Origin of the sequence: Paenibacillus sp. RUD330, from assembly GCF_002243345.2 — a bacterium.
GTDB lineage: Bacteria > Bacillota > Bacilli > Paenibacillales > Paenibacillaceae > Paenibacillus_O.
On record NZ_CP022655.2, the window covers coordinates 4,690,187 to 4,710,759 of the forward strand.

The following is a 20,573-nucleotide window of genomic DNA, read 5'->3' on the forward strand; positions in this document are numbered from 1 at the left end:
AAGGGCGGAAGGTGAGGCCAGTTCCTCCATATAAGTTCATTTCCTACATGTCACAGGCTTCCATGTGGCGGGCTTCAGCCACCTATATGCAACCTACTCAATGGTGCAGGAAGCGTAGCATGCAGCCATGGATAAGCACTTAATCCTTCTAGCCGGAGAGGCCGGAATGGTCGTGAAGAAGCGTAAGCGTTCGCCTTTGAAGGCCGGGTTTCCCCCATCAAGGGGGTAATCAAATCAAGAAATCCGGCCTTCAACAGCGATCGGAACGACCTTCCGGCTTCGGAGGCTGCTCTTCAAGAGCTTCTCCAATTGCTAGTAGCTAGCCTTCCCATCCTGGTCCACAAAGATATTCAAATGCGAAGGAAGCATCGTGAACATGCAGGGCAGCGTGCCGCCGTACTCGCCGTCGAGATTGAGCTGGACGTAGTCCGGCGTAGTGATCTGCATGCGCGGCGTCTTGAAGTGAATCAGATGCGGGTCGTTGAAATGCTCGCCGCGCAGGGCGAGCGTGACGATGCGGATGAACTCCGCCAGGTTGCATTTCTTGAGCACGACGACCTCGAACAGGCCGTCGTCCAGCCTCGCATCGGGGGCCAGCTTCTCGAAGCCGCCGACGGAGTTGCTGTTGCAGATGAGGAAAAGCATGATCTCCTCATGGATGTCCGGAATTCCCTCCGCCTGGATGGATACCTCGGTGGCGCGCAGGCGCGTCATCTTCTCCAGACCCTTCATGTAATAGGCGAGCTGCCCGATCAGCGTCTTGAGCTTGCTCGGCACCTCGTAGGTCAGCTCCGTCATGGAGCCGCCGCCGGCGATATTGATGAAGTACTTCTTGCCCGCGCGGCCGACGTCGATGGGACGGGTATATTGGCGTGTGATGAGCTCGCACGCATATTCCAGGTTGCGCGGAATGCCGAGCGCCCGGGCGAAGTCGTTGGTCGTGCCGACCGGCAGAATGCCGAGCGGCGGGCGGTTCTCCTTCTCGCCGAGGCCGTTGATGACCTCGTAGAGCGTGCCGTCTCCGCCGGCGGCGATGATCATGTCGAAGCCGCGGTCAGCCGCATCGGCCGCCGCGATGGAGGCGTCGCCCTCCCCGGCTGTGGCATGGGTGCTCGTCTCGATGCCCCCGCGCTCCAGCATGGTGAGGATATCGCCAAGCCTTTTCTTCATCTCTTCGCGCCCGGAAGTCGGATTGTAGATCAGACGGGCTCTCTTGTACGTCTTGCTCATGCTTCATCCTCCTGCTTGTTCCAGCCACTGCAGCATCTGCCGCCGCATCCAGCGGACGACCGCTTCATCCGGGAGCATCCCCCGACCATTATATTCATATTCTAACTCACTCAGGCGTCCGGGAATCACCGAGGTTGTGAAATATCCTTGGCTAAGAAAAAGCGGAACGACGATGACGCGCTCCCGAGGCCGCTTGCGCCGCATCGCCGACAGCTTGCATGCCGCCTGATCCGGCAGCAGCATCGCCGTCTCCGCGCGGGCGAAGCCGCCCGCAGCCCGGATCCGCTCCGCCATCCGGGTCATCCCTTCGCGCCAGCGGCCGTGGAACACAGGCTCGCGCGAGCCGTGGCCGATCAGCAGCAGCGCCTCGCTCGCCGGATCGCGGGAGAGCTCCCGGATATTCGCGAGCAGCAGCTCCGCGATCTCCGGCTCGTCGTCGATCGGCCGGCCGGGATGGATGCGGGCGCCGCCGACACGAAACATCCCGAGCTCTCCTGCCCGCTTCCCCGCAGGAGGCTGGCCGAACGCCTGCATGATGTCGTCGACATGCGTCGCTCCCGACGAGACGAACAGCGGCAGCACGAGCATATCCGTCACTCCGCGTCCCAGCAGCTCGTCGACCCCGTCCTGGATCAGACGCCCGTCCACGAGCTCCAGGAACGACGAAACGACCGGCACAGGGCCGGCCGGTTGCTGAAGTCGTATCGCTGCCGCCTCGACGGCTTCGTCCACGAGCGCCACCCAGCCCCCGTCGCGGGAGCCGTGGCTGATGACAAGAATGCCGGGACGGACAATCGGGGAAGGAAAAGAGGATGATGGCGTCGCCGATGCTTGCAAGGACCGCTCCCCATCCGGGTTGCCGAGCGGAACAGGATGGCCTGCGGAGCTCATTAGCGGTTCAGGCGGTCGAGGGTCATCTTGTACCCGTCATTGCCGTAGTTCAGGCAGCGCTTGACGCGCGAGATCGTCGCCGTGCTCGCTCCCGTCTCGGCTTCGATCTGGTTATAGGTGCTTCCCTTGCCCAGCATGCGCGCGACTTCCAGACGCTGAGAGAGGGACTGGACCTCGTTGACCGTGCACAGGTCGTCAAAAAACACATAACATTCTTCCACGCTCTTGAGCGTGAGCACCGCTTCGAATAATTGGTCGATTGCTTTATCGTTCAGCTTCTTTAGCTGCATTAATCCTTCACCTCGGTAAGAGTATCGCTGACTTTCTGGCTAGTGTCGCTACCTTTCATTCTAAAGGGATACGGCGAAGAAAACAACCAGTCACCGTGTTCACGCTTTAGAGGACAATAGAAAAATGAAAACGCTATCGTAATAAATCGCCGAAACAGCTCTTATTCCGCGGCGGAGCTCTCCCTCGGCAAGCCCGGTCTCATGCTGCCTAAACGCTGCCTAACGGCTGCTTTCACGCCATCCATATCGGCGTCGCCGCGCGGCATTCTGCCGATGCTTCCGGCTGGCCGCCGCTCTCATCGGGAGAAGGCGAAAGAGTATCCTCCAAGGAGTCTGGAGATGCGGTCCCAACGCAACCTGCTCGCACCAGCCAATGAATCCCCGTTTTGTTCCTGACCATCTCCATGCCGCAGGACCGGAAGCTCTCCTTTCCCATGGGAATTTCCCGCTGGCGTCCCCCCATGGGTTTTTCGGCAAAAACCGGGCTATCGTCCATACCTTCCGCCCGCCTATTCCATACACTGTAACAAAAGCGGAGTAAATCCGCCTCATACCAAGGATGTGATTGCAAGTGAACCCGAATTATTACCCTCCATCCGGCCAGCGCAACACACCTGCTTCCGGACCGCCTTCTCAGGGAGGCATTTTCCCAGGCCTCGGCGATTCGTTCCCTTTTCAGCATATGCCCCAGCAGTCGCTCTTCGCTCCGATGCCGTCTTCGTTCCCTTCCGCGATGCCGTCGGGTCCCGCTACGTCGATCGGACCGCTGGCCACGCTGGAAGCGGCCGCTCCCGCAGCCGAGAAGAAGGGCAGCCTGTTCTCGCTCGACAAGCTGTCGGATCTCAAAGGCTTCGTAGACCGGATCGGCGGTCTTGACGGCATTCTCGGCACGATGACCAAAGCCCAGAAAATCATCGGCAGCGTCCAGCAGATGGCTCCGCTGGTGAAGGTCATGATGGGATCGTTCGGCAAGAAGGGCTCGGACAAATCCAAGCTGGTGAATCTCGAGGACGACGACTGGAAACCTTCGAAAAAAAGAAGAAAGAACAAGAAACGCCGGCCGGCCGGTTCCCGCAAAGGCAAAGGCGGTTACGCCAAAGGCCCGCGCAGCCGCAGCCGCAGGCGCCGGAAAGGACGCAGACAGAAGTTTGATGAATAACGTCAGCCTTGTTGAGGCGCAAAAGACAGCCCGCCCGGCCGCTTGAAGCGGTCCGGACGGGCTGCTTGCCTTGCAGGATGAAGAGGAGCCGTCCAATGCGCCTACAGGAAGATCCACTCGATGATCTTGTACATCAGGGCGGACAGGCCCATCGCGATCGGAATCGTGATGATCCACGAGATGACGATGCGTCCCGCCATGCTCCACTTGACGTTGGCGAAGCGCTTCGCGCTGCCGACGCCGAGCAGGGACGATGTGATGACATGCGTCGTGCTGACCGGGAAGTGGATCAGCGTCGCGGTGAAGATGACGGCGGCAGAGCCGAGATCGGCCGCGAAGCCGTTGATTGGCTCGATCTTGAAGATTTTGGTGCCCATCGTCTTGATGATCTTCCAGCCGCCGACCGACGTGCCGAGCGCCATCGCCGTCGCTGCGGACAGCTTGACCCACAGCGGAACCTCCAGATGGTCCTGGATGCCTGCGGCCACGAGCGCGAAGGTGATGATGCCCATCGCCTTCTGCGCGTCGTTGGTGCCGTGCGTATACGACTGGAATGCAGCCGTGATGATCTGGCCGGTGCGGAAGCCCTTGTTGAGCTGATGAGGGTTGCCGTTGGCGAAGATCAGCTTCAGAATCCACATGAGCGTGAAGCCGATCGCAAAGGCGATGAACGGAGAGAAGATCAGGCCCTTGATGATGTTCGTGAAGCCGCCTGCGTTGATGGCTCCGAAGCCGTCCGCCGCGATGACTGCGCCGGCAAGGCCGCCGATCAGCGCGTGGGAGGAGGACGACGGGATGCCGAACCACCAGGTGACCAGGTTCCAGATGATGGCGCCGAGCAGCGCCGCGATGACGATCTGCTCGCCGTGGGCGAGCGTGGCCGGGTCGGCGACGCTGCCGCCGATCGTCTTGGCGACGCCGGTGAAGCTGAGCGCGCCGACAAAGTTCATGACGGCGGCCATGATGATGGCTACGCGCGGCTTGAGCGCCCGGGTCGAGACCGAGGTGGCGATGGCGTTGGCCGTGTCGTGGAATCCGTTGATGAAATCGAATGCCAACGCCAGAAACACCACCGCTATCATGACGACAAATGTAGTATCCATGGGCTGCGGTTAGTCCCCTATCCTATTTAGCTGTTACGCATGATGATGGTTTCAAGCGTGTTGGCGACGTCCTCGAAGTAGTCGGTCGTCTGCTCCAGCATTTCATACAGTTCCTTGCGCTTGATGAGCTCGATCGGGTCCTTGACGTTCGTGAAGAGCGCCTTGATGCAGACGCGCAGCAGATCGTCGGCCTGGTTCTCCAGCTCGTTGATGGCGATATTCGGCTCGCGGATGGCAAGCAGCTTTTTCTGGGACAGCAGGTAGATCGCTTTCTTGACTTGATGCGAGTTGCGGACCAGATTGTCTGCGAACAGGCGGATGTATTCGTCATGGTCGGTAACCTGATACATCTCGAAGCGGGAGGAGCAGGCCTCGATCTCGTCCACGACATCGTCGAGAGCCGTCGTCAGCGCCATGATGTCCTCGCGCTCGATCGGCGTAATGAACGTCTTGTTGAGCTCCATAATGATCGTATGTGTATAGCGGTCGCACTGGCTCTCGTAATCTTTCATCACCTTGGCAAACTCGCCGACATTCGTCAGATCCTCGACACCGCGGGCGAAATACTCCACGCATTCGACAATTGTGTCCGCCATCTCTTCCAGCGTCTTGAAGAAAATATTCTTCTTGGCCATGTTCGTCCCCTTTGCTTTCAGGAAAATGATGCTGCTTGCCCATTTTGGGCCGAACTAATCTTATCACAGTTGCTCCGCATCTTGTAAAGAATTTGTAAACGAAAACGGACCGCCGGACACGAAATTGTCGTTTTTTCGACAACGTTCGACCTTTTTCGCTGTTCCCAGTCTTCCCCTTTCTTCCGCTCCTATGCCGAAAAAGGAAGAACGAAAAACGCCGGGCGGGTTATCCGCTCCGGCGTCCATGTATGCGGGAGCTGCTGCCCTCCCGGCTTCTAGGCTCGAATGAATTCAGCTGTACGTGACATGCCCCTCAAGCGAAGGATCGAGCGGCATGACATGCCAGAACGTCTTGCCCGGCACGAAGCTCAGCTCCCGCCCGTCCTTCACGAGGCGGAACGAGCCGTCCGAGCCCCGCTTCCACTGCGCCTCCATGACCTGCCCGCGCTGGATGAGCAGCGCCGGCCCTCCATCCTTCAGGCCGACCTCCAGCCGTCCATAATCGTCGTACGCCCGGTGCTTGGCCCCGATGACGACCAGATTGGCGGCGGAGAGCTGCTCCTTGGTCTCCCGGTCCTCATGCGGCTTGCCGTCGATGAAGCGCTTGTACGTTGCCGAGCCGGCATCGTACTCATAGGCAACCTTGTAATTCTGCAGCTGGAACTTCAGCTCCACGGAGGTGGCCGCAGGAGAGGCGGCATCCACCGCAGGGCTCGAGGAGAAGGTATAGGAAGGCCCTCCCGCCGACTTCAGATAGCCCTTGCGCTCGGCGATCTTCGTGATCTTCTCCAGATCGGTGTACAGGTTATGCGGCGCCTTGCGCGTCTTGTCCCGCCAGTAGTAGCCGCCCGCATTGGATATCTCGTCGAGATACGGCTTGCCCTGATGCTGCAGGATATCGTAGGCGTCCGTGCTCGCGCCCGCATGCGTGAGGACGCCGTGGAAAGACTCTCCGATCTCGATCAGATAGGGCCGGATGCTGCGGACGGGGCCGACGGCTCCGTTGTACCCGGCGTCGCTCTGGAAGACGGCGATCAGCCTTGTGATTCCGCCTTCGGCGAGCACCTCCCACAGCATGTCCGCATGGGTCAGCCCGCTCTGGGGGCGAGCCGCGGAGAAGTTGTTGACCATGACCGTATACGGCCTTTCCGTCAGGGCGGCTCCGTCCGCCAGCGGCAGCCCCGTCAGCGGCGCGGCCGGTCCGGCCTGCTCCGGCGGAGCGGAAGGGCTCGGCTCCGGCGACGGGCTCTCCGGGGCGGGCGCCGATGTCGGCGCCGCCGTCGGCTGCACCGAGGCGGGAGAGCCGCATCCGCCGAGCAGCAAGCCGGCGGCCAGCAGCAGCGCTGCCGCCGTCTTGAAGCGCCTGGGACGGGGCAGCAAGCCGGGGCTCCGCAGTTCCATGTGCATATCCAGATGTTCCTCCTCCAATATCCATAGGTTGGCAGTTATGTCCATTTAAGCATACTTGCCGCCGCTTGTCTCCCGCCGGACTTCGGATAGAGGAGGAAAAAGTGGATCATACTACCAATTGCCATCATGATTTCCATCCCGGAAGGGGATGTCAATTCGGACAGGAAAGCGGTGCGACTCATGAATCCCGGCTCGCATATTCGAACCATCGGCATCTGGACCAGCCTCTCTCTCGCCCTGCTGAGCAGCGGGGCTGTCGCCAACATCATCGTTCCGCCTTATATCCTCAGCCTGGCGCGGAACGACGCCTGGGTATCCGTGCTCGCGGCGGTTCCCGCCGGGCTACTCTGGGCGACAGGCGCCTGGTATGTCGTGAAGCGCCTCGACGGCCGCTCTCTGGAATCGTGGCTCCAGCAGACGCTCGGCTCCTTCTTCTCCTGGGCATTCCGGCTCCTGGCCGTTCTGGCGCTGTTCCTGCAGGCGTCCACGACGATGTGGGAGACCGGCCATATCGCTGTCCGCAGCTACATGGCGAACATGCCGCTCCTTCTGATCGCCGGCTCGATGGTCTTGCTCTGCGCCTTCTCGGCTATGAGCGGCCTGCGCGCCATCGGACTCACGAGCGTCATTCTCATCCCGATCGCGATCGTGCTGGACGCGCTGCTGCTCATGCTCAACCGGCCGAACCAGGATTACCGCCAGCTGTTTCCCGTTCTCCAGCACGGCTACGCTCCTATGCTGACCGGCGCCGGTCTTGCGCTCGTCTCCATGATGGAGATCTGGACGCTGATCTGGATGCAGCAGGAAGTCAAGGGAACGTTCCGGTGGCATCACTTCGCCTTCAGCGCCCTCTTCCTGGCCTGGCTCTCTCTCATTCCGATCATCTCGGCCATCACCGTATTCGGGCCCATAGAGGCCGTCCGTCTGCGCAATCCGGTGCTGGAGGTATGGCGCGTCGTCTCGCTGGGCAGAACCATCGAGCATATCGATCTGTTCGCCATCGTACAGCGGATTTCCAGCGGCTTCGCCCGCATTTCCCTTGAATTCTATCTCATGGTCCGGCTTCTCGGCTTCAAATCCCTCCAAGGCCGGAGCTGGGCGATGGCGGCCATCTCGGCTGCCGTGCTGGCCATCGCGGTGTGGCCGATTCCGGACACGGCCGTCATCCGGTACATGACCTACGTCCAATATCCGTTCTTCCTCGCCGGAGGCGTGCTCATGGTCTCGTTCCTCGCCGCCGTGCTGGGATGGACAGGCAGCGGGAAAAAAGGAAACAAGGAAACGGAGGCTGCCGAATCATGAACGCAAAGGTGCAGGAAGCCTTCCCGAGCTATGAAGCTCTCTCGAAATGGTATGCCGGCAATGATGATGTGGCCGTTCTGCGGTTTCCCCATCCGCAACCGCAGCCGCAAGGCGATCTCGCCGCAGCGAGCGTCGGGGCTTCTTCTGTGGCCAAGAACGATGCCGAGCCGGAAAGGACCGCTCCTCTCCCGAGCTCGGTTATGGAGACCGACACGGCAAGCCGCTCGGAATCAATAGCCGGCTCCAAAAGCAGCGTGGCTGCCGATACCGGCTCGGGTGGCCCCCAGCTGCTGCTTCTCTACTGCAGCTCGATGGCGGATGTGCGGCTGCAGAACCGCATCCTTCCGCAAGCCCGGGCCGGCTTGCCGCAACGCCTGCAGGCCGCGGCAGGAGACCGGCAGGAAGACATGCCGGACGGCTGGAAGCCGCTTGAGCATCCGGGCAGCTCCGGCGATTCGGGGATCGGCTGGCAGGCGCTGCTGAACAGCCTCATTTTCCAGGCGGAAGCCATTCTCCTCGATCCCGTCTCCCGGCAGGCCTGGTCCGCGCTTGCGGGCAGCATCCCGGGACGCACGCCTTCCGAGGCGGCGACGGAGGTGTCGGTCCGCGGTCCCAAGGACGGCTTCGTCGAGCAGATCGAGGTCAATACTGCGCTCATCCGCTTCCGCCTCCGCTCCCCGGCTCTGAAATGCGAGCATCTCTGGATCGGCGACCGGTCCCGCACCAAGGTCGCCATCCTGTACGAGAGCTCCATCGCCAACCCGGCTCTCTCCGACGGCATCCGGAGCAGGCTGCTGCAGCTGAAGGTCGACGACGTCGGCTCGGTGCGCCAGCTGCAGGACCTGCTCGTCGGGAAATCCTGGACTCTCGTGCCGCTGTCCACGTACACCGGGAGGCCGGACTTCGCGGTGGAATGCCTCATGAACGGGCGGGTCGTCATCATGCTCGAGGGCAATCCGACGGTCATCGTCGCTCCCGCCAATCTGTTCCTCCTGATGAAGGCGGCCGAGGATGTCCAATCCAATTACATGTACGTCAATTTCACCCGGCTGCTGCGCTATGTCTGCCTGTTCATCTCCGCTTTCCTGCCGGGGTTGTATGTGGCCTTGGCGCTGTTCCATGTGGATCAGATTCCGTTCAGCCTGCTTGCGACGATCCTGAACGCCAGGCGCGGCCTGCCGCTCAACGTGGAGCAGGAGATGATCCTCGCCCTGCTGCTGATCGAAATATTCCGCGAAGCCGGCGCCCGCCTGCCCGGCGCGATCGGCCAGACGCTGACCGTCGTCGGCGGCCTGATCATCGGGGATGCCGCCGTCCGCTCCGGCCTCGTCTCCCCCGTCATGATCGTCATCGCCGCCATGACATTCGTCGCAGGCTCCACGCTGGTCAACCAGAGCCTTTCCGGGGCTGTGACGCTGATCCGCTTCTACTGCTTCGTCTGTTCCGCCATGCTCGGCATCTTCGGCTTCATGCTGGCGGTGATCAGTGTCGCCGTTTACCTCGCGCGCCTGGAGTCGTTCGGCGTTCCGTTCCTGGCTCCGCTGTCGCCGATGCGTCCGAAGGATCTGCTGACGGGGCTGTTTATCCTCCCGTTCCGGCGCAAGCCCGAGCGGCCGGGCTATCTCGACGTCCAGGACCCGTTCAAATGAAGCTCTCCAGCCTGTCCCCGGCCATCCGCCTTGCTCCTGCGCTGCTTCTGCTTGCGCTGACTGCGGGCTGCTTCAAGAGCGAGATCTCCGCCAACCTGATGTTCGTCAAAGCCGTCGGCATCGACTACGACGAGGAGAGCAAGGACTACACCGTCTATGTCCAGATGCTGGACTTCAGCAACGAAGCCAAGCGGGAGAGCGCGCCGGGATCGGAGAACGCGACTCCGATCTGGACCGGCAAAGGCAAGGCGAAGGACATCAACATGGCCTTCAGCCAAATGTACGAGTCGTCCCAGATGCGGATGAGCTTCACCCATGTATCGGCTCTGCTGCTGTCCCGGAAAGCCAAGGAGCATATGACCAGCTATGATTACCGCGAGGTTCTAGGAGCTCACCCCGAGGTGCGGTTCAACATCTGGATCTACGGCACGCAGGAATCGCTGGAGGATATATTCACGGCCAAGGGCTTCTTCAACCTGTCCGACACGACAACGCTGCTGCATATGCCGGAGGAGAGCTACAAGCAGCAATCCCTGATCCAACCTGTATATCTGTTCCGGTTCCTGCGGGAGGTGAACCATCCGGCTCTTACCGCTTACGTGCCGGAGCTGTCTTTGGACAAGAAGAGCTGGAAGCTGATGGAGAAGCCGAGCTCAAAGATGAAAGTCGACGGGGCTTGCTTCTATCGCGGAGGAAAATTCGCCGGGATGCTGACCGAGGAGCAGCTGGAGGGCTGGACCTGGATGAACCCCAACATGAAGAACAAGCTGTTCATGGTGAAAAAAGGGGCGCTCGACCTCGGCACCGCCCATATGCAAGCTCCCAAGGTCAAGATCGGCCTGAAGCTCGATGCCCAGGGCCGCCCCCGGTATCACGCCCGCGTCAGCATCAAGGGCATCCAGCAGACGATGATGGAGCCGATTGCGATGAAGGAGATGGAGGAGTTCGCTGCCGGACAGATCAAGCGGCAGATCGAAGCGGTCTATCGGAACGCGCTGGCGATCGAAGCCGATCCTTTCGGCCTGGAGGAGATCATGTACCGCAAACATCCCGGACGCTGGAAGCAGCTGACCCGGGATGGCAAGGAGTATATGCTGAGGAAAGATTCCTTCGATGTGGAAGTTGCCGTGGATTTGCAGACGTCGGGGAAATACAAGCCGCTGTGAGGCTCGGATGCTTCAGTGCCGCGGCTCCGCCATCCTCTCAGATGCTCCAGTGCTGCCACTCCTGCCGGCGGCCCTCCAGCTTCTCCAGCCAGTCGGCTGTCAGCCGGATCGCTTCCTCCTGATGGGCGCGGGTCGAATAGGTGTGGTCCGCCTGGAAAATGATCTCCTTGTCGCACAGCCCGTCGCCCCGGGTCCAGAAAACCTTCTGGTACAGGAAGCTGTAGTCGGCCGGGATGACATCGTCGCTCGTGCCGTGCACGAGCAGCACGTCGCCGCCGAAGCGGGACGCCGCCTGGAACGGCTGATGCTGCTGCAGCGAGTCGAAGAACACCGGCTCGAGCGTGTAGCCCGCATAATCCGTGGAGCCCTTGAGCACGGCTTCGTCGTAGCCTCCGCGTCCGACGATGCGGACGATGTCGTTGAACGGATAGCCGACGGAGGACCACATGACCAGTCTCGTCACCCTTTTGTCCTTGACCGCCGTATACAGGGCGACCGCTCCGCCGAGACTGTGGCCCAGCAGGGTGATCCGCTGCGGATCGACGCAGTCCATCGAGAGGATGTAATCAAGCGCGGTCCGGGTCTGCTCCACCATGGAATCGAAGCCGAGCGAGCCGTAGCTGCCGCCGCTCTCCCCGCAGCCGCCGTAGTCGAAGCGCAGCACATAGGAGCCCTGCGCCGCAAGCCGGCGGGCCGTCTTGACGAACAGCCGGTCCACGCCGATCCGGCTGCCGACGAAGCCGTGGCAGATCAGGACGGCGGGCTTGCGCTCCTCCCGCTCCGCTCCTCCTCCGGCAGGGTAATGCAAGGTAGCTGTCAGTTCCAGTCCGCCATGATGCAAAGTCAGCTGTTTTTCCATATGCGCTCCATCCTCTCTATCAGGGTCCGATTCATTCATCCTCATAATTCCGACCGAATTAGTGAGTATTATCTGAGATCAGCTTAGCATCTCCCTCCGCCGTCTGTCAATGGAACGAGGCTGGCGGCCGGAACGCGGCAAAAAAGCCGCTCCGAATGGAACGGCTTGGCCGGTGCAACCCTATATGGCGTACAGACATGATCAAGAGACAGGAGAGAAGTCCACATGGAACAGCTCATCGATTGGATCGGGCGCCACTGGCTGGCTGCATTCCTGGCCGCAGCGCTGCTCGTGGCGCTCGGATTCGTATTCGTCAACCGCAAGTCGCTCTTCTACAAGGAATGAGCCTCCTGCCTCTCGGCTCCGGCGCGGGCCGGCAGCAGAGGCAGGATGAGCTCGGCGGAGGTGCCGGATCCCGGCTCGCTCCGTAGCAGCAGCCGTCCGCCGTGCAGCTCGGCGATTTCCTGGCAGATGGCCAGCCCCAGACCGCTTCCCGAGCGGGATGAGCCGGCCTTGTAGAACTTGTCGGTCACATGCGGCAGGTCCTCCGGCTCGATGCCGACCCCGGTATCCTCGACGCGCAGCACCGCCTCGTCGCCTTCGCGGGAGGACATGACGCGGATCGTTCCGCCGTGAGGGGTGAATTTGAAGGCGTTGTCGATCAGGTTGATCATCACCTGGCGCAGCCGGTTCGGATCGCCGGCTACATACAGCGGCTGCGGCTCCAGCAGGCTGATCAGGCGCACGCCGGTCTCCTCCTGCCGCACCGCAAGCTGCTGGACGCATTCGCGCACAGGCAGATTGAGGTCGAGCTCTTCTTCATGGAGATCCATGCTCTTGGAGCTCAGCTTGGAGAAATCGAGCAGATCCTCGACCAGCCCCGTCAGCCGCTCCGTCTCGCGGGAGATGATGGACAGCCCTTCGCGCAGCTCTTCCCTATCCGTATGGGGATCGGCGAGCGTCTCGCTCCAGCCCTTGATCGAGGTGAGCGGCGTCCGGAGCTCGTGGGATACGGAGGAAATGAAGTCGTTCTTCAGCTTCTCCCGCTTGTTGAGCTCGACAGCGAGCGTATGGAGCGTGTCCGACAGCTGGCCGATCTCATTGCGCTTGCCGCTGCCGGAGATGCCGAGCGACCAGTCGCCATCCGCCATGCGGCGGGCTCTGCGGGTAAGCTCCCGGAGCGGCCGCACGATCAGGTTGGCCATCAGGACGCTGAGCAGCAGGAAAAGAGCGACGATGGCGGCGGCTGTCAATGCGGTCATCTGGAACAGACGCGCGACCATCGCGTCGACTTCCTTCAGCGAGGCGGAATAACGGATGATCGCTATGATCCGGCCGTCCCGGTAGAGCGGCGAGGAGGCTGCGGCGATCCGCTCTCCGGTCGCGTCGTCCTTGCCGTACCAGGCCGTCGTATCTCCCGCCGCCGCGTGCACGACATCGGGCGTGCGGATCGTCCGGTTGTCGGAGATGCCGTCCGAATCCATGAACATGCGTCCGTCGGCCTGCAGCATCTGAATGCGGGGGTAGCCCTCGGTCATGTTCTGAAGCATGTAATCCGCCCGCTCGTTCGGCGTCATCCACTGCATGGAACGGGCGTGCAGCGTCATCGAGGACTCCACGCGCTGCTTCATCGCGCTGGAGGCGCTGCCGTAGTAATAGTTCCAGATAAGGGTCATGAACATGCCGCCGAGCACGAGCACGACGAGGAAGATGAGCAGGAAATAGCTGAGCACCATCTGGGTCCGGAGGCTTTTCATGCTTCGCCCCGCTTCCAGCGGTAGCCGTAGCCCCATACCGTCTCGATGATCGCCGGCTCGGAAGGATTGCTCTCGATTTTCTGCCGGATGCGGCGGATGTTGACGTCGACGACCTTCAGATCCCCGACGTAATAACGTCCCCACACCTCGCTGAGAATCTCGTCCCGCGATACGCTCTGGCCGCATCTCTCCATGAGCAGCTTGACGAGCGTCCATTCGGTCGGCGTAAGCACGATCTCGCTTCCGTCCTTCCACAGCTTGTGGAGCCGCTCCGACAAGCGGAACGGACCGGCGGCGAGCATGTCGGCCGCTTCGGGCTCGAAGGACGCGGCCGCCTGCCCCCGGGAGAGAGAGGCCGATTCCTGGGCGCCGCCGGCAACCGGGCCCGCCGCGGCTTGGCCAGCCGGCCGCAAGGAGGCGTCGGCATCTCCGGATGCCGGCACGTGGCTGCCCGCCGCGGGAGCGGACAGGCGCAGCCGGCGGGAGAGCGAATGGATTCTCGCCATGAGCTCGCCGGGGCTGAACGGCTTGTGGATATAGTCGTCCGCGCCGAGCTCGAGGCCGCGGATCTTGTCCTCTTCCTGCGCCTTGGCCGTCAGCATGATGATGCCCATCGCCGGATAGGCTTCCCTCAGCGAGGCGCAGACGTCGAAGCCGCTCATGCCGGGCAGCATGACGTCAAGCAGCGCGATATCGACCGCTCCTTGCGACAGCACCAGCTCCAGAGCCTCTTCGCCGCTGCCGGCCTCCAGCATCTCCATGCCGCTGCGCTTCAGGTTGATGCGGACGAAGCCGCGGATCGCCTCTTCATCTTCCACCAGCAAGATTCTCAAGCTTCCCTCTCCTCCTTTCCGCTTGAAATGGGAACCGTCCGTTCCATGGCATCGCTAATTTTCCGGGAGCAGCCTGACCGATGAGGCCAGCTGCTCGTCGGTCAGCCGCATGGAGCGGTACTGGTTCAGCTCCGCCTCCGGCCACTTGCCGTCGGGATCGGGCTCCTGCACGGCCGCGTAGACGAATCCCCCCGCCGTGCGGAGGTTGACGACTTTTTTGCGCGGAGCGCCGAGCCCGGCCGACCAGCCGTCCCATTCCTTGACCGGAACGGCGCAGATCGTCCAGAGCGGGGCGATGCGGCCCGACTTGGCGTTGTAATAATTGACGGTGATGATTCCGTTCGCGATGTCTTCCGGGCGCGTCAGCGTGAACTGGCCCCGCCAGCGCGACGGGATCTGCAGCGACAAGCCGTACGGATAGCTGTTGTACTCGATCGACACCGGCGCGAACGGCTCCCTGGCATCGTATTTCTCGTCGCCGGGCAGCAGGCCGTTCCACTGCATCCACTCCGTGTAGAACAGCATGTCGGCATATGGAGTGTCCTGCTTCTGTCCGGCCGCCTCCGTGAGGCGGCTCCATTCGAGAATGCCGTCTCCGTTGATGTCTCCGTTCATGACGCCGCTCGGACTGAAGCCGAGGTCGGGATTGCCGTACGGAGGATACACCTGCTCGAGAGCTCCTTTGCTCCACATGAACATGGCGCTCATGGAGGAATGCGCTCCAACGCTTGCTTCGGCGATGAGGCCGTACCGCTCCTTGGACACTTTGCCCGCGGCGATCCTGTCGTACAGATTCACGTCGGGATACAGCGGCAGGGATGCCGCTTCCGCCAAGCGGCCTTCGGCCAAGCGGTACACGCGAAGCGTAGGGAGAGTTCCTTTTTTGTTCCGGTTCACGAGGGAAATCTCGGGCAAGCCGTCTCCATCCACATCGCCGGTCTCAGCCGTCTCGTAGGCGAGCTCGGCGAGCGGCTTCAGCACGAGCCCGCTGTCCCCTTCCTCGAATTGCGGATTCAGGAACGAGTAAACCTGCAGCATATATTGCTGCACGGCCGTCGAATCACCGGGCACGCTGACCGCCCAGCCCGCCACAAGCTCGGGCCGCTTGTCGCCGTCGAGATCGACGATGGACAGCCAGTCCAGGCTGGTGCTGGCCGCAGAGCGGATGGTAGCCCACTTCTTCCAGCCGGAGGCCTCCTCCTTGGCGATCATGAGCTGGCAGCCCCCATAGCTGTCTGTATAGGAGACCAGCGCCTCGGGCTTGCCGTCGCCGTCGAGATCCAGCGTGCGTATGGCTTCCGGCTGCTTCTCCCGCTGCGGCAGGGCGAGCGAGCTTCCCGGAGGCAGCAAAGCCCGGACTTCCTGCGTCAGCTTGCCGGACGGCTGGGCCGCCTCCGGCGCCGTGAGCAGGTCGGCGGGCGCAGCCGTGTAACGGCAGCCTGCCAGCAGCATAAGGCAAGCCGCTGCGGCCAGGCAGGCCGTGCGGCGTTTCAAGGACGGACGGCGGGCAGGGCCCGCCTCCCGCCGAGTGTATTTAAAGCGCATGGTCAAGTCGCCTGCTCCTCCTTCATGCCGATTATCCCCGCCCTGCGATTCCCGCATGGCGGCGGGAATCAGGCTTCAGGCAGCTCGTCGACTGTGACGAACACGTAGCCTTTGTTCTTCAAATCCTTTATGATCAGCGGCAGCAGCTCGGCCGTATGCAGCTTGCTGCCGAAAGAGTGCATGAGAATGACGCTTCCGGGCTTCACGTTGCGATTCACGTTGGCCCGCATCGTGGCGACGGATGTGCCGGCCCAGTCCCGGGTATCGACGTTCCAGAGCTCCATGCTCCGGCCGCTGTCCCGCAGCAGCTGCTTCAGCTGCGGCGATGTCGAGCCGTATGGCGGGCGGAACAGGCTCGGAATGATCCCGGTGGCCCTTTCGATAAGTGTATCATTATACGCGATTTCTTGCAGGGTCTTTGTCCTGCCTGTTTTAGCCAGATCGGCATGATGATAGGTATGATTGCCTAGGGCATGGCCTTCCTTGACGATGCGGGCGACGACATCCGGATACTGCTTGACCTGCGTGCCGACGACGAAAAAGGTCGCCTTGATGTCATTTTTCTTCAGCATATCGAGAATGGCCGGCGTCGTGCGGCCGTCCGGCCCGTCGTCGAACGTCAGGGCAACCGCGCGCGTTCCCTTCGCAACCTTCGCCGTATGCTGCCTTCCGTCATTCGGCTTGGCCAGGCCGGCAACCGACGGCTTTCCTTGGCCGTAGACGCTGTCGGCCACGTTGTTTCCAGGAGCCGGCGCAGGATTCACATGCGGCTTGGGACTCGGACTCGCAGTTGGCCGCGGGCTCGGGCTCGGAGTAGCCGGAACGGCTGACGGATCCGGGCTTCCGGCCGGCATCGGCGATGTCACGGATGCATCCGTCCCCGGCGAGACGGACGGAACTGGACTCGCGGGAAATCCTCCGGCCGATACGCGGTCAGCCAGCTCGCCAGCGGAACAGCCTCCCGCTGCCGCCAAAGCCGCGGCCAGCGGCAGCAGCAGCAGCCTCCGGCCGATCCAAGCCCCCTGCGATCTTCCTTTTCCTGTTGCGGTATGATGGCGAGGCTGCTCCCTGGACGCCGCTCCCGCGTTGTTTTCTTCCCAATGCCCGAACGTCTGTCGTGTCATGATGTCGTTTTTCCTTCGTTCTTTCATTTCGCGCAACTTCTCCCCACATGATTGGATGACACCATCGTAAGGGATCCGGCTCCAGGAGGAGTTACAATCCGGTAACACGGCCTGACAGCCGTCCCCGATATTCGACACGGTCTGTGGTACAATATGTCTATATCATTCGATGCAGACATTTCCGTAAAGGGGGTGGCGGTCCTGAACAAGTCATCCGCCCGTTCCAATCCGCTGCGGCTCATCATCCTCGGCATGCTCATGGAGAAAGACCGGCATCCTTACGAAATCTATACGACGATGCTCGAGCGCAGAATCGACCAGCATACGAAGGTCCAGATGGGCTCGCTCTACTATGCGGTCGACCAGCTGGCGGCCAGCCATGACATCGAGCCGGCCCGCACCGTCCTGAATCCGCGCGGCCTGGAGAAGACGGTCTATCGCATCACCGAGCCGGGCAAAATGCTGTTCCATGAACTGTTCATGGCCCGGATGAATGAGATCGGCCCGATCTACCACCCTATGCTCGGAGCGCTCGGATTCGCCCGCTTCATCGATCCGCAGGAGCTCGTCTCCAGTCTGGAGAACCGCATCCGGGAGCAGGAAGAGGTCGTACGGCACTGGGAGGCTGTGTACGAGGAGCACATATCCGATGTGCCGCGGGCTGCCCTGCACATGATGTCCGGCATGCACGAGCATGCTCTGACGGAGCTGCGCTGGCTGCGCAGGCTGCATGCGGATGCCGCCGCCGGACGGCTCGGGGAGATCGGCGCTCCGCTGGACCCGCTGGAGGATTGATGGCTGCGCAGGCTCCTGCCCGGGATGGCGGGGCGGGGCTGGAATGGTGTCCTTGCCCGCAGCCTGCCGGTATCAAAAAAAGAGCTTCGTTCCCGAATGGGACGAAGCTCTTTTGAATGGAATGGAACCTTTTGCCGATGGAATCGAGGCTCTTTTAATGGTCCCTCACTGGGCCAGCAGCAGCACGATGGAGAACAGTCCGAAGCAGATGTTCACCAGATAAAGAAAGGACACGACTTGGACCGGCTTCATCCCGGTGGCAAGCAGCCGGTAATGCGCCTGGGAGGCGTCCGCCTTGTAGAACGGCACTCCGCTGCGGATGCGGGAAATGACGACGCGCAGGTTGTCGAGAATCGGCACGCCGAGCGACAGGATCGGAATGAACAGCGACAGCAGCGTCGCCTGCTTGAACGCGCCGTCAAGCGCGATGACGCCAAGCATGAAGCCCAGATAGGTCGCACCCGCATCTCCCATGAACACCTTGGCCGGGGGGCGGTTGAAGACGAGATAGCCCGCCGAGATGCCGACGGTGATGACGGCCATCATCGCGGAGCCCTGCTGGCTCATGACGAGCGCGACGACGAGCAGCGTGCCCGCCGAGATCGCGGACAGGCCGCCGGCGAGGCCGTCCATGCCGTCCGAGAAGTTGATGACCGTGGTCACGCCGAATATCCAGAGGACCGTGAAAAGGAACGAGAGCCACTCCGGCAGCGAGACGTAGGAGCCGGTGAACGGATTTTCGAAGCCCGCGAATACGATGCCCGAAGCATAGACGAGCACGGCTGCGGACAGCTGGACCGCCATCTTGGGCAGCGCCGGGAACTCCTTGCCATGCGTCTTGTACCAGTCGTCCACGAGGCCGATCAGCAGGATGAGCAGCCCTCCCCCGAGAATGGCAAGCGACTGCGTCCACGTGTCGCGGACAAAGATTAAGTAGACGGCGGTGAACCCGGCGAAGATCGCAATTCCGGCTGTCAGCGGAATCGGCTCCCGGTGTATTTTGCGCTCGCTGTCCGCACGGGGCTTATCCACGAAGCCGATTCGCAGGGCGGCTCTGCGAAGCGGCGGAATCAAGGCGACGACAATAATGAACGATAGCAGAAAAGCGATTGCGTAACTCATGCCCCACTCCCTTCCAGGTTTGTCCATTCGATCTTATCTGGGCAAAAATGGCATTGTCAACGACAATATCTCCCGGCAGCTCCTGTTAATGGACCTGCTTCGACACCTTTCGAGACAGGCCCAGGAAACGCCGCTCCCGGTCGGAGCGGACAAGCAGAGCCTGCCAGGCTGCCGAGGCTGACGCCATGAAAGAGAATCCTTCCGCAAACAGGCTCATGCCCACTGTAACCGGCGACCGTGAACGCCAGATGAACGTCAGATGAACGCTTCATTAAACGGCGGACGGAGACTTCCGAAGCATGGCATGACAAAAAAAGCCCCTTTCTCCCGGCGGTCCGGAGGAAAGGGGCTTTCACGGTGCTGCATGACGCGGCATCCTTGTCCTCTGCTCGGCAGCCGCGGCTTCAGCCTATCTGTCGGCTTGCAGCGCCTTCATCGCGATGTCGGAGCGGAGCTGCATGCCCTCGAAGGAAACGGCTGCCGCCGCCTCGTAGGCTCGGGAGCGCGCTTCCGCGATATCGCGGCCGCGGCCGACGATGCCGAGCACGCGTCCGCCGTTCGTGACGATTCGGCCGTCCTGCAGCGCCGTACCGGCGTGGAAGACGAGCGCGCCGGCGGCTTTGGCTTCCTCAAGGCCGGAGATGGTGCGGCCCTTCGGATACGAGCCGGGATAACCCTCCGATGCGGCAATGACGCATACGGCCGCCTCGTCGCTCCATGAAATCTCGATCCGGTCCAGCGTGCCGTCCATGGCGGCGAGCACGATATCGAGCAGATCCGTCCGCAGCCTGGGCAGCACGACCTGGGTTTCGGGATCGCCCATGCGCGCGTTGAACTCGACCGTCTTGACTCCCTCGGGCGTCAGCATGAGGCCGGCGAACAGGACGCCGCGGAACCGGCGGCCTTCGCTGACCATCGCCCGTGCCGTCGGCTCGATGATGGTGCGGAGTGCCTCCTCGACGAGAGCCGGATCCACATGCGGCAGCGGTGAATAGGTGCCCATTCCGCCCGTATTGGGACCGAGATCGCCGTCAAAGATCGGCTTGTGGTCCTGAGCCGGAACCATCGCCCGCACGGTCTCGCCATCCACGAAGGCGAGGATGCTCATCTCCTGTCCGGTCATGAACTCCTCGATAACGACCTGGCTGCCGGAGGCGCCGAACATGCCGCCCAGCATCATGCCCCGGAGCGCTTCCTCCGCTTCCTCCAGCGTCGCGGCCACGGTCACGCCTTTGCCCGCGGCGAGGCCGTCCGCCTTCACGACAACCGGCAGCGGCTGCAGCCGCAAGTAGGCGAGAGCCTGCTCGAAGTCCGTGAACGCTTCATAACGGGCGGTGGGGATGTTGTATTTGCGCAGCAGGTTTTTCATGAAAATTTTGCTGCCTTCGATTTCAGCGGCTTTTTTGTCCGGGCCGAATGCCGGAATGCCGGCCGCCTCGAAGACATCGACGATGCCGGCTGCAAGCGGATCGTCGGGACCGACGAACACCAGGTCGATGGCCGCCTCCTTGGCGAAGGCGGCCAGCTCCGCGAACTTGTCGGCCGCGATCGGCACGCACTCCGCGACTTCCGCGATGCCCGCGTTGCCCGGCGCGCAGTACAGCTTCTCCACTCTGGCGCTCTTCGCGAGCGACCATGCGATGGCATGCTCGCGGCCGCCGCCGCCGATGATCAGAATACGCATATTCATGCCCCCTGTAGAT

General features: G+C 61.9%; 18 protein-coding genes. 5 read left to right on the top strand and 13 right to left on the bottom strand.

Annotated features, from left to right (window positions below):
• Positions 1-312: 312 nt before the first annotated feature.
• Genes CIC07_RS21495 through CIC07_RS21505 form a run of 3 tightly spaced genes read right to left on the bottom strand, consistent with a single transcriptional unit; the run spans position 313 to position 2,411 of the window.
• Complete coding sequence (locus CIC07_RS21495) at positions 313-1,230, bottom strand: diacylglycerol kinase (protein WP_076359193.1); 918 nt, start codon at positions 1,228-1,230, stop codon at positions 313-315.
• A gap of 3 nt (positions 1,231-1,233) precedes the next feature.
• On the bottom strand, positions 1,234-2,067 hold the full coding sequence (locus CIC07_RS21500; RefSeq protein WP_234993072.1) for a sirohydrochlorin chelatase: 834 nt from the start codon (positions 2,065-2,067) through the stop codon (positions 1,234-1,236).
• A gap of 53 nt (positions 2,068-2,120) precedes the next feature.
• Complete coding sequence (locus tag CIC07_RS21505) at positions 2,121-2,411, bottom strand: YerC/YecD family TrpR-related protein (RefSeq protein WP_021881922.1); 291 nt, start codon at positions 2,409-2,411, stop codon at positions 2,121-2,123.
• Between the two features lie 571 nt (positions 2,412-2,982).
• On the opposite strand from CIC07_RS21505, the gene CIC07_RS21510 reads away from it, so the two are divergent.
• Positions 2,983-3,570, top strand: a complete 588-nt coding sequence (locus CIC07_RS21510) for a hypothetical protein (protein ID WP_076359191.1) — start codon at positions 2,983-2,985, stop codon at positions 3,568-3,570.
• A 101-nt stretch (positions 3,571-3,671) separates the two neighbouring features.
• Here CIC07_RS21510 and CIC07_RS21515 read toward each other — a convergent pair whose 3' ends face one another.
• From CIC07_RS21515 to CIC07_RS21525, 3 genes are all read right to left on the bottom strand, one after another.
• Positions 3,672-4,673, bottom strand: a complete 1,002-nt coding sequence (locus CIC07_RS21515; protein ID WP_076359190.1) for an inorganic phosphate transporter — start codon at positions 4,671-4,673, stop codon at positions 3,672-3,674.
• Between the two features lie 26 nt (positions 4,674-4,699).
• A complete protein-coding gene (locus CIC07_RS21520; RefSeq protein WP_076359189.1) occupies positions 4,700-5,308 on the bottom strand; it encodes a DUF47 domain-containing protein in 609 nt (202 codons plus the stop codon).
• Positions 5,309-5,599: 291 nt separating this feature from the next.
• A complete protein-coding gene (locus CIC07_RS21525) occupies positions 5,600-6,715 on the bottom strand; it encodes a DUF3048 domain-containing protein (protein WP_327205411.1) in 1,116 nt (371 codons plus the stop codon).
• A gap of 183 nt (positions 6,716-6,898) precedes the next feature.
• Between CIC07_RS21525 and CIC07_RS21530 the strand changes: the two genes are divergently transcribed.
• Genes CIC07_RS21530 through CIC07_RS21540 form a run of 3 tightly spaced genes read left to right on the top strand, consistent with a single transcriptional unit; the run spans position 6,899 to position 10,835 of the window.
• A complete protein-coding gene (locus CIC07_RS21530) occupies positions 6,899-8,020 on the top strand; it encodes a GerAB/ArcD/ProY family transporter (RefSeq protein WP_157741961.1) in 1,122 nt (373 codons plus the stop codon).
• Complete coding sequence (locus CIC07_RS21535) at positions 8,017-9,669, top strand: spore germination protein (RefSeq protein WP_157741962.1); 1,653 nt, start codon at positions 8,017-8,019, stop codon at positions 9,667-9,669. The genes CIC07_RS21530 and CIC07_RS21535 overlap by 4 nt, the downstream gene beginning before the upstream one ends.
• The gene (locus CIC07_RS21540; protein ID WP_076359187.1) at positions 9,666-10,835 is read left to right on the top strand and encodes a Ger(x)C family spore germination protein; all 1,170 of its coding nucleotides are present in this window, start codon (positions 9,666-9,668) and stop codon (positions 10,833-10,835) included. The genes CIC07_RS21535 and CIC07_RS21540 overlap by 4 nt, the downstream gene beginning before the upstream one ends.
• Positions 10,836-10,872: 37 nt before the next feature.
• Here the strand turns inward: CIC07_RS21540 and CIC07_RS21545 are convergent, their stop codons facing one another.
• The 5 genes from CIC07_RS21545 to CIC07_RS21565 all read right to left on the bottom strand — a co-directional run bounded on the left by CIC07_RS21545 (position 10,873) and on the right by CIC07_RS21565 (position 16,953).
• Positions 10,873-11,694 carry an alpha/beta hydrolase family protein gene (locus CIC07_RS21545; protein ID WP_076359186.1) on the bottom strand — a complete coding sequence of 274 codons (822 nt, stop codon included), beginning with the start codon at positions 11,692-11,694 and terminating at the stop codon, positions 10,873-10,875.
• Positions 11,695-12,026: 332 nt separating this feature from the next.
• Positions 12,027-13,451 carry a sensor histidine kinase gene (locus CIC07_RS21550; protein ID WP_076359185.1) on the bottom strand — a complete coding sequence of 475 codons (1,425 nt, stop codon included), beginning with the start codon at positions 13,449-13,451 and terminating at the stop codon, positions 12,027-12,029.
• Positions 13,448-14,284, bottom strand: coding sequence for a response regulator transcription factor (locus CIC07_RS21555; RefSeq protein WP_076359184.1), 837 nt, complete (start codon positions 14,282-14,284; stop codon positions 13,448-13,450). The genes CIC07_RS21550 and CIC07_RS21555 overlap by 4 nt, the downstream gene beginning before the upstream one ends.
• Before the next feature lie 54 nt (positions 14,285-14,338).
• On the bottom strand, positions 14,339-15,829 hold the full coding sequence (locus CIC07_RS21560; protein ID WP_327205412.1) for an FG-GAP repeat domain-containing protein: 1,491 nt from the start codon (positions 15,827-15,829) through the stop codon (positions 14,339-14,341).
• Between the two features lie 68 nt (positions 15,830-15,897).
• The gene (locus CIC07_RS21565; protein ID WP_157741963.1) at positions 15,898-16,953 is read right to left on the bottom strand and encodes a polysaccharide deacetylase family protein; all 1,056 of its coding nucleotides are present in this window, start codon (positions 16,951-16,953) and stop codon (positions 15,898-15,900) included.
• Between the two features lie 153 nt (positions 16,954-17,106).
• Here CIC07_RS21565 and CIC07_RS21570 point away from each other — a divergent pair, with 153 nt between their 5' ends.
• Entirely contained in the window at positions 17,107-17,748 is a 642-nt protein-coding gene (locus CIC07_RS21570) for a PadR family transcriptional regulator (RefSeq protein ID WP_083688635.1), read from the top strand.
• 165 nt (positions 17,749-17,913) lie between these two features.
• On the opposite strand, the gene CIC07_RS21575 is transcribed toward CIC07_RS21570, so the two are convergent.
• Complete coding sequence (locus tag CIC07_RS21575) at positions 17,914-18,870, bottom strand: MraY family glycosyltransferase (RefSeq protein ID WP_076359182.1); 957 nt, start codon at positions 18,868-18,870, stop codon at positions 17,914-17,916.
• A 409-nt stretch (positions 18,871-19,279) separates the two neighbouring features.
• On the bottom strand, positions 19,280-20,554 hold the full coding sequence (purD, locus tag CIC07_RS21580; RefSeq protein WP_076359181.1) for a phosphoribosylamine--glycine ligase: 1,275 nt from the start codon (positions 20,552-20,554) through the stop codon (positions 19,280-19,282).
• Positions 20,555-20,573: the final 19 nt, after the last annotated feature.

Bases quoted from the DNA above. Each gene is read 5' to 3' on its own strand.
- CIC07_RS21495 (WP_076359193.1), bottom strand. From the start codon at position 1,230: ATGAGCAAGACGTACAAGAGAGCCCGTCTGATCTACAATCCGACTTCC.
- CIC07_RS21505 (WP_021881922.1), bottom strand. From the start codon at position 2,411: ATGCAGCTAAAGAAGCTGAACGATAAAGCAATCGACCAATTATTCGAA.
- CIC07_RS21515 (WP_076359190.1), bottom strand. From the start codon at position 4,673: ATGGATACTACATTTGTCGTCATGATAGCGGTGGTGTTTCTGGCGTTG.
- CIC07_RS21520 (WP_076359189.1), bottom strand. From the start codon at position 5,308: ATGGCCAAGAAGAATATTTTCTTCAAGACGCTGGAAGAGATGGCGGAC.
- CIC07_RS21525 (WP_327205411.1), bottom strand. From the start codon at position 6,715: ATGCACATGGAACTGCGGAGCCCCGGCTTGCTGCCCCGTCCCAGGCGC.
- CIC07_RS21530 (WP_157741961.1), top strand. From the start codon at position 6,899: ATGAATCCCGGCTCGCATATTCGAACCATCGGCATCTGGACCAGCCTC.
- CIC07_RS21535 (WP_157741962.1), top strand. From the start codon at position 8,017: ATGAACGCAAAGGTGCAGGAAGCCTTCCCGAGCTATGAAGCTCTCTCG.
- CIC07_RS21540 (WP_076359187.1), top strand. From the start codon at position 9,666: ATGAAGCTCTCCAGCCTGTCCCCGGCCATCCGCCTTGCTCCTGCGCTG.
- CIC07_RS21545 (WP_076359186.1), bottom strand. From the start codon at position 11,694: ATGGAAAAACAGCTGACTTTGCATCATGGCGGACTGGAACTGACAGCT.
- CIC07_RS21550 (WP_076359185.1), bottom strand. From the start codon at position 13,451: ATGAAAAGCCTCCGGACCCAGATGGTGCTCAGCTATTTCCTGCTCATC.
- CIC07_RS21560 (WP_327205412.1), bottom strand. From the start codon at position 15,829: ATGCGCTTTAAATACACTCGGCGGGAGGCGGGCCCTGCCCGCCGTCCG.
- CIC07_RS21565 (WP_157741963.1), bottom strand. From the start codon at position 16,953: ATGACACGACAGACGTTCGGGCATTGGGAAGAAAACAACGCGGGAGCG.
- CIC07_RS21570 (WP_083688635.1), top strand. From the start codon at position 17,107: ATGTCTATATCATTCGATGCAGACATTTCCGTAAAGGGGGTGGCGGTC.
- CIC07_RS21575 (WP_076359182.1), bottom strand. From the start codon at position 18,870: ATGAGTTACGCAATCGCTTTTCTGCTATCGTTCATTATTGTCGTCGCC.
- purD (WP_076359181.1), bottom strand. From the start codon at position 20,554: ATGCGTATTCTGATCATCGGCGGCGGCGGCCGCGAGCATGCCATCGCA.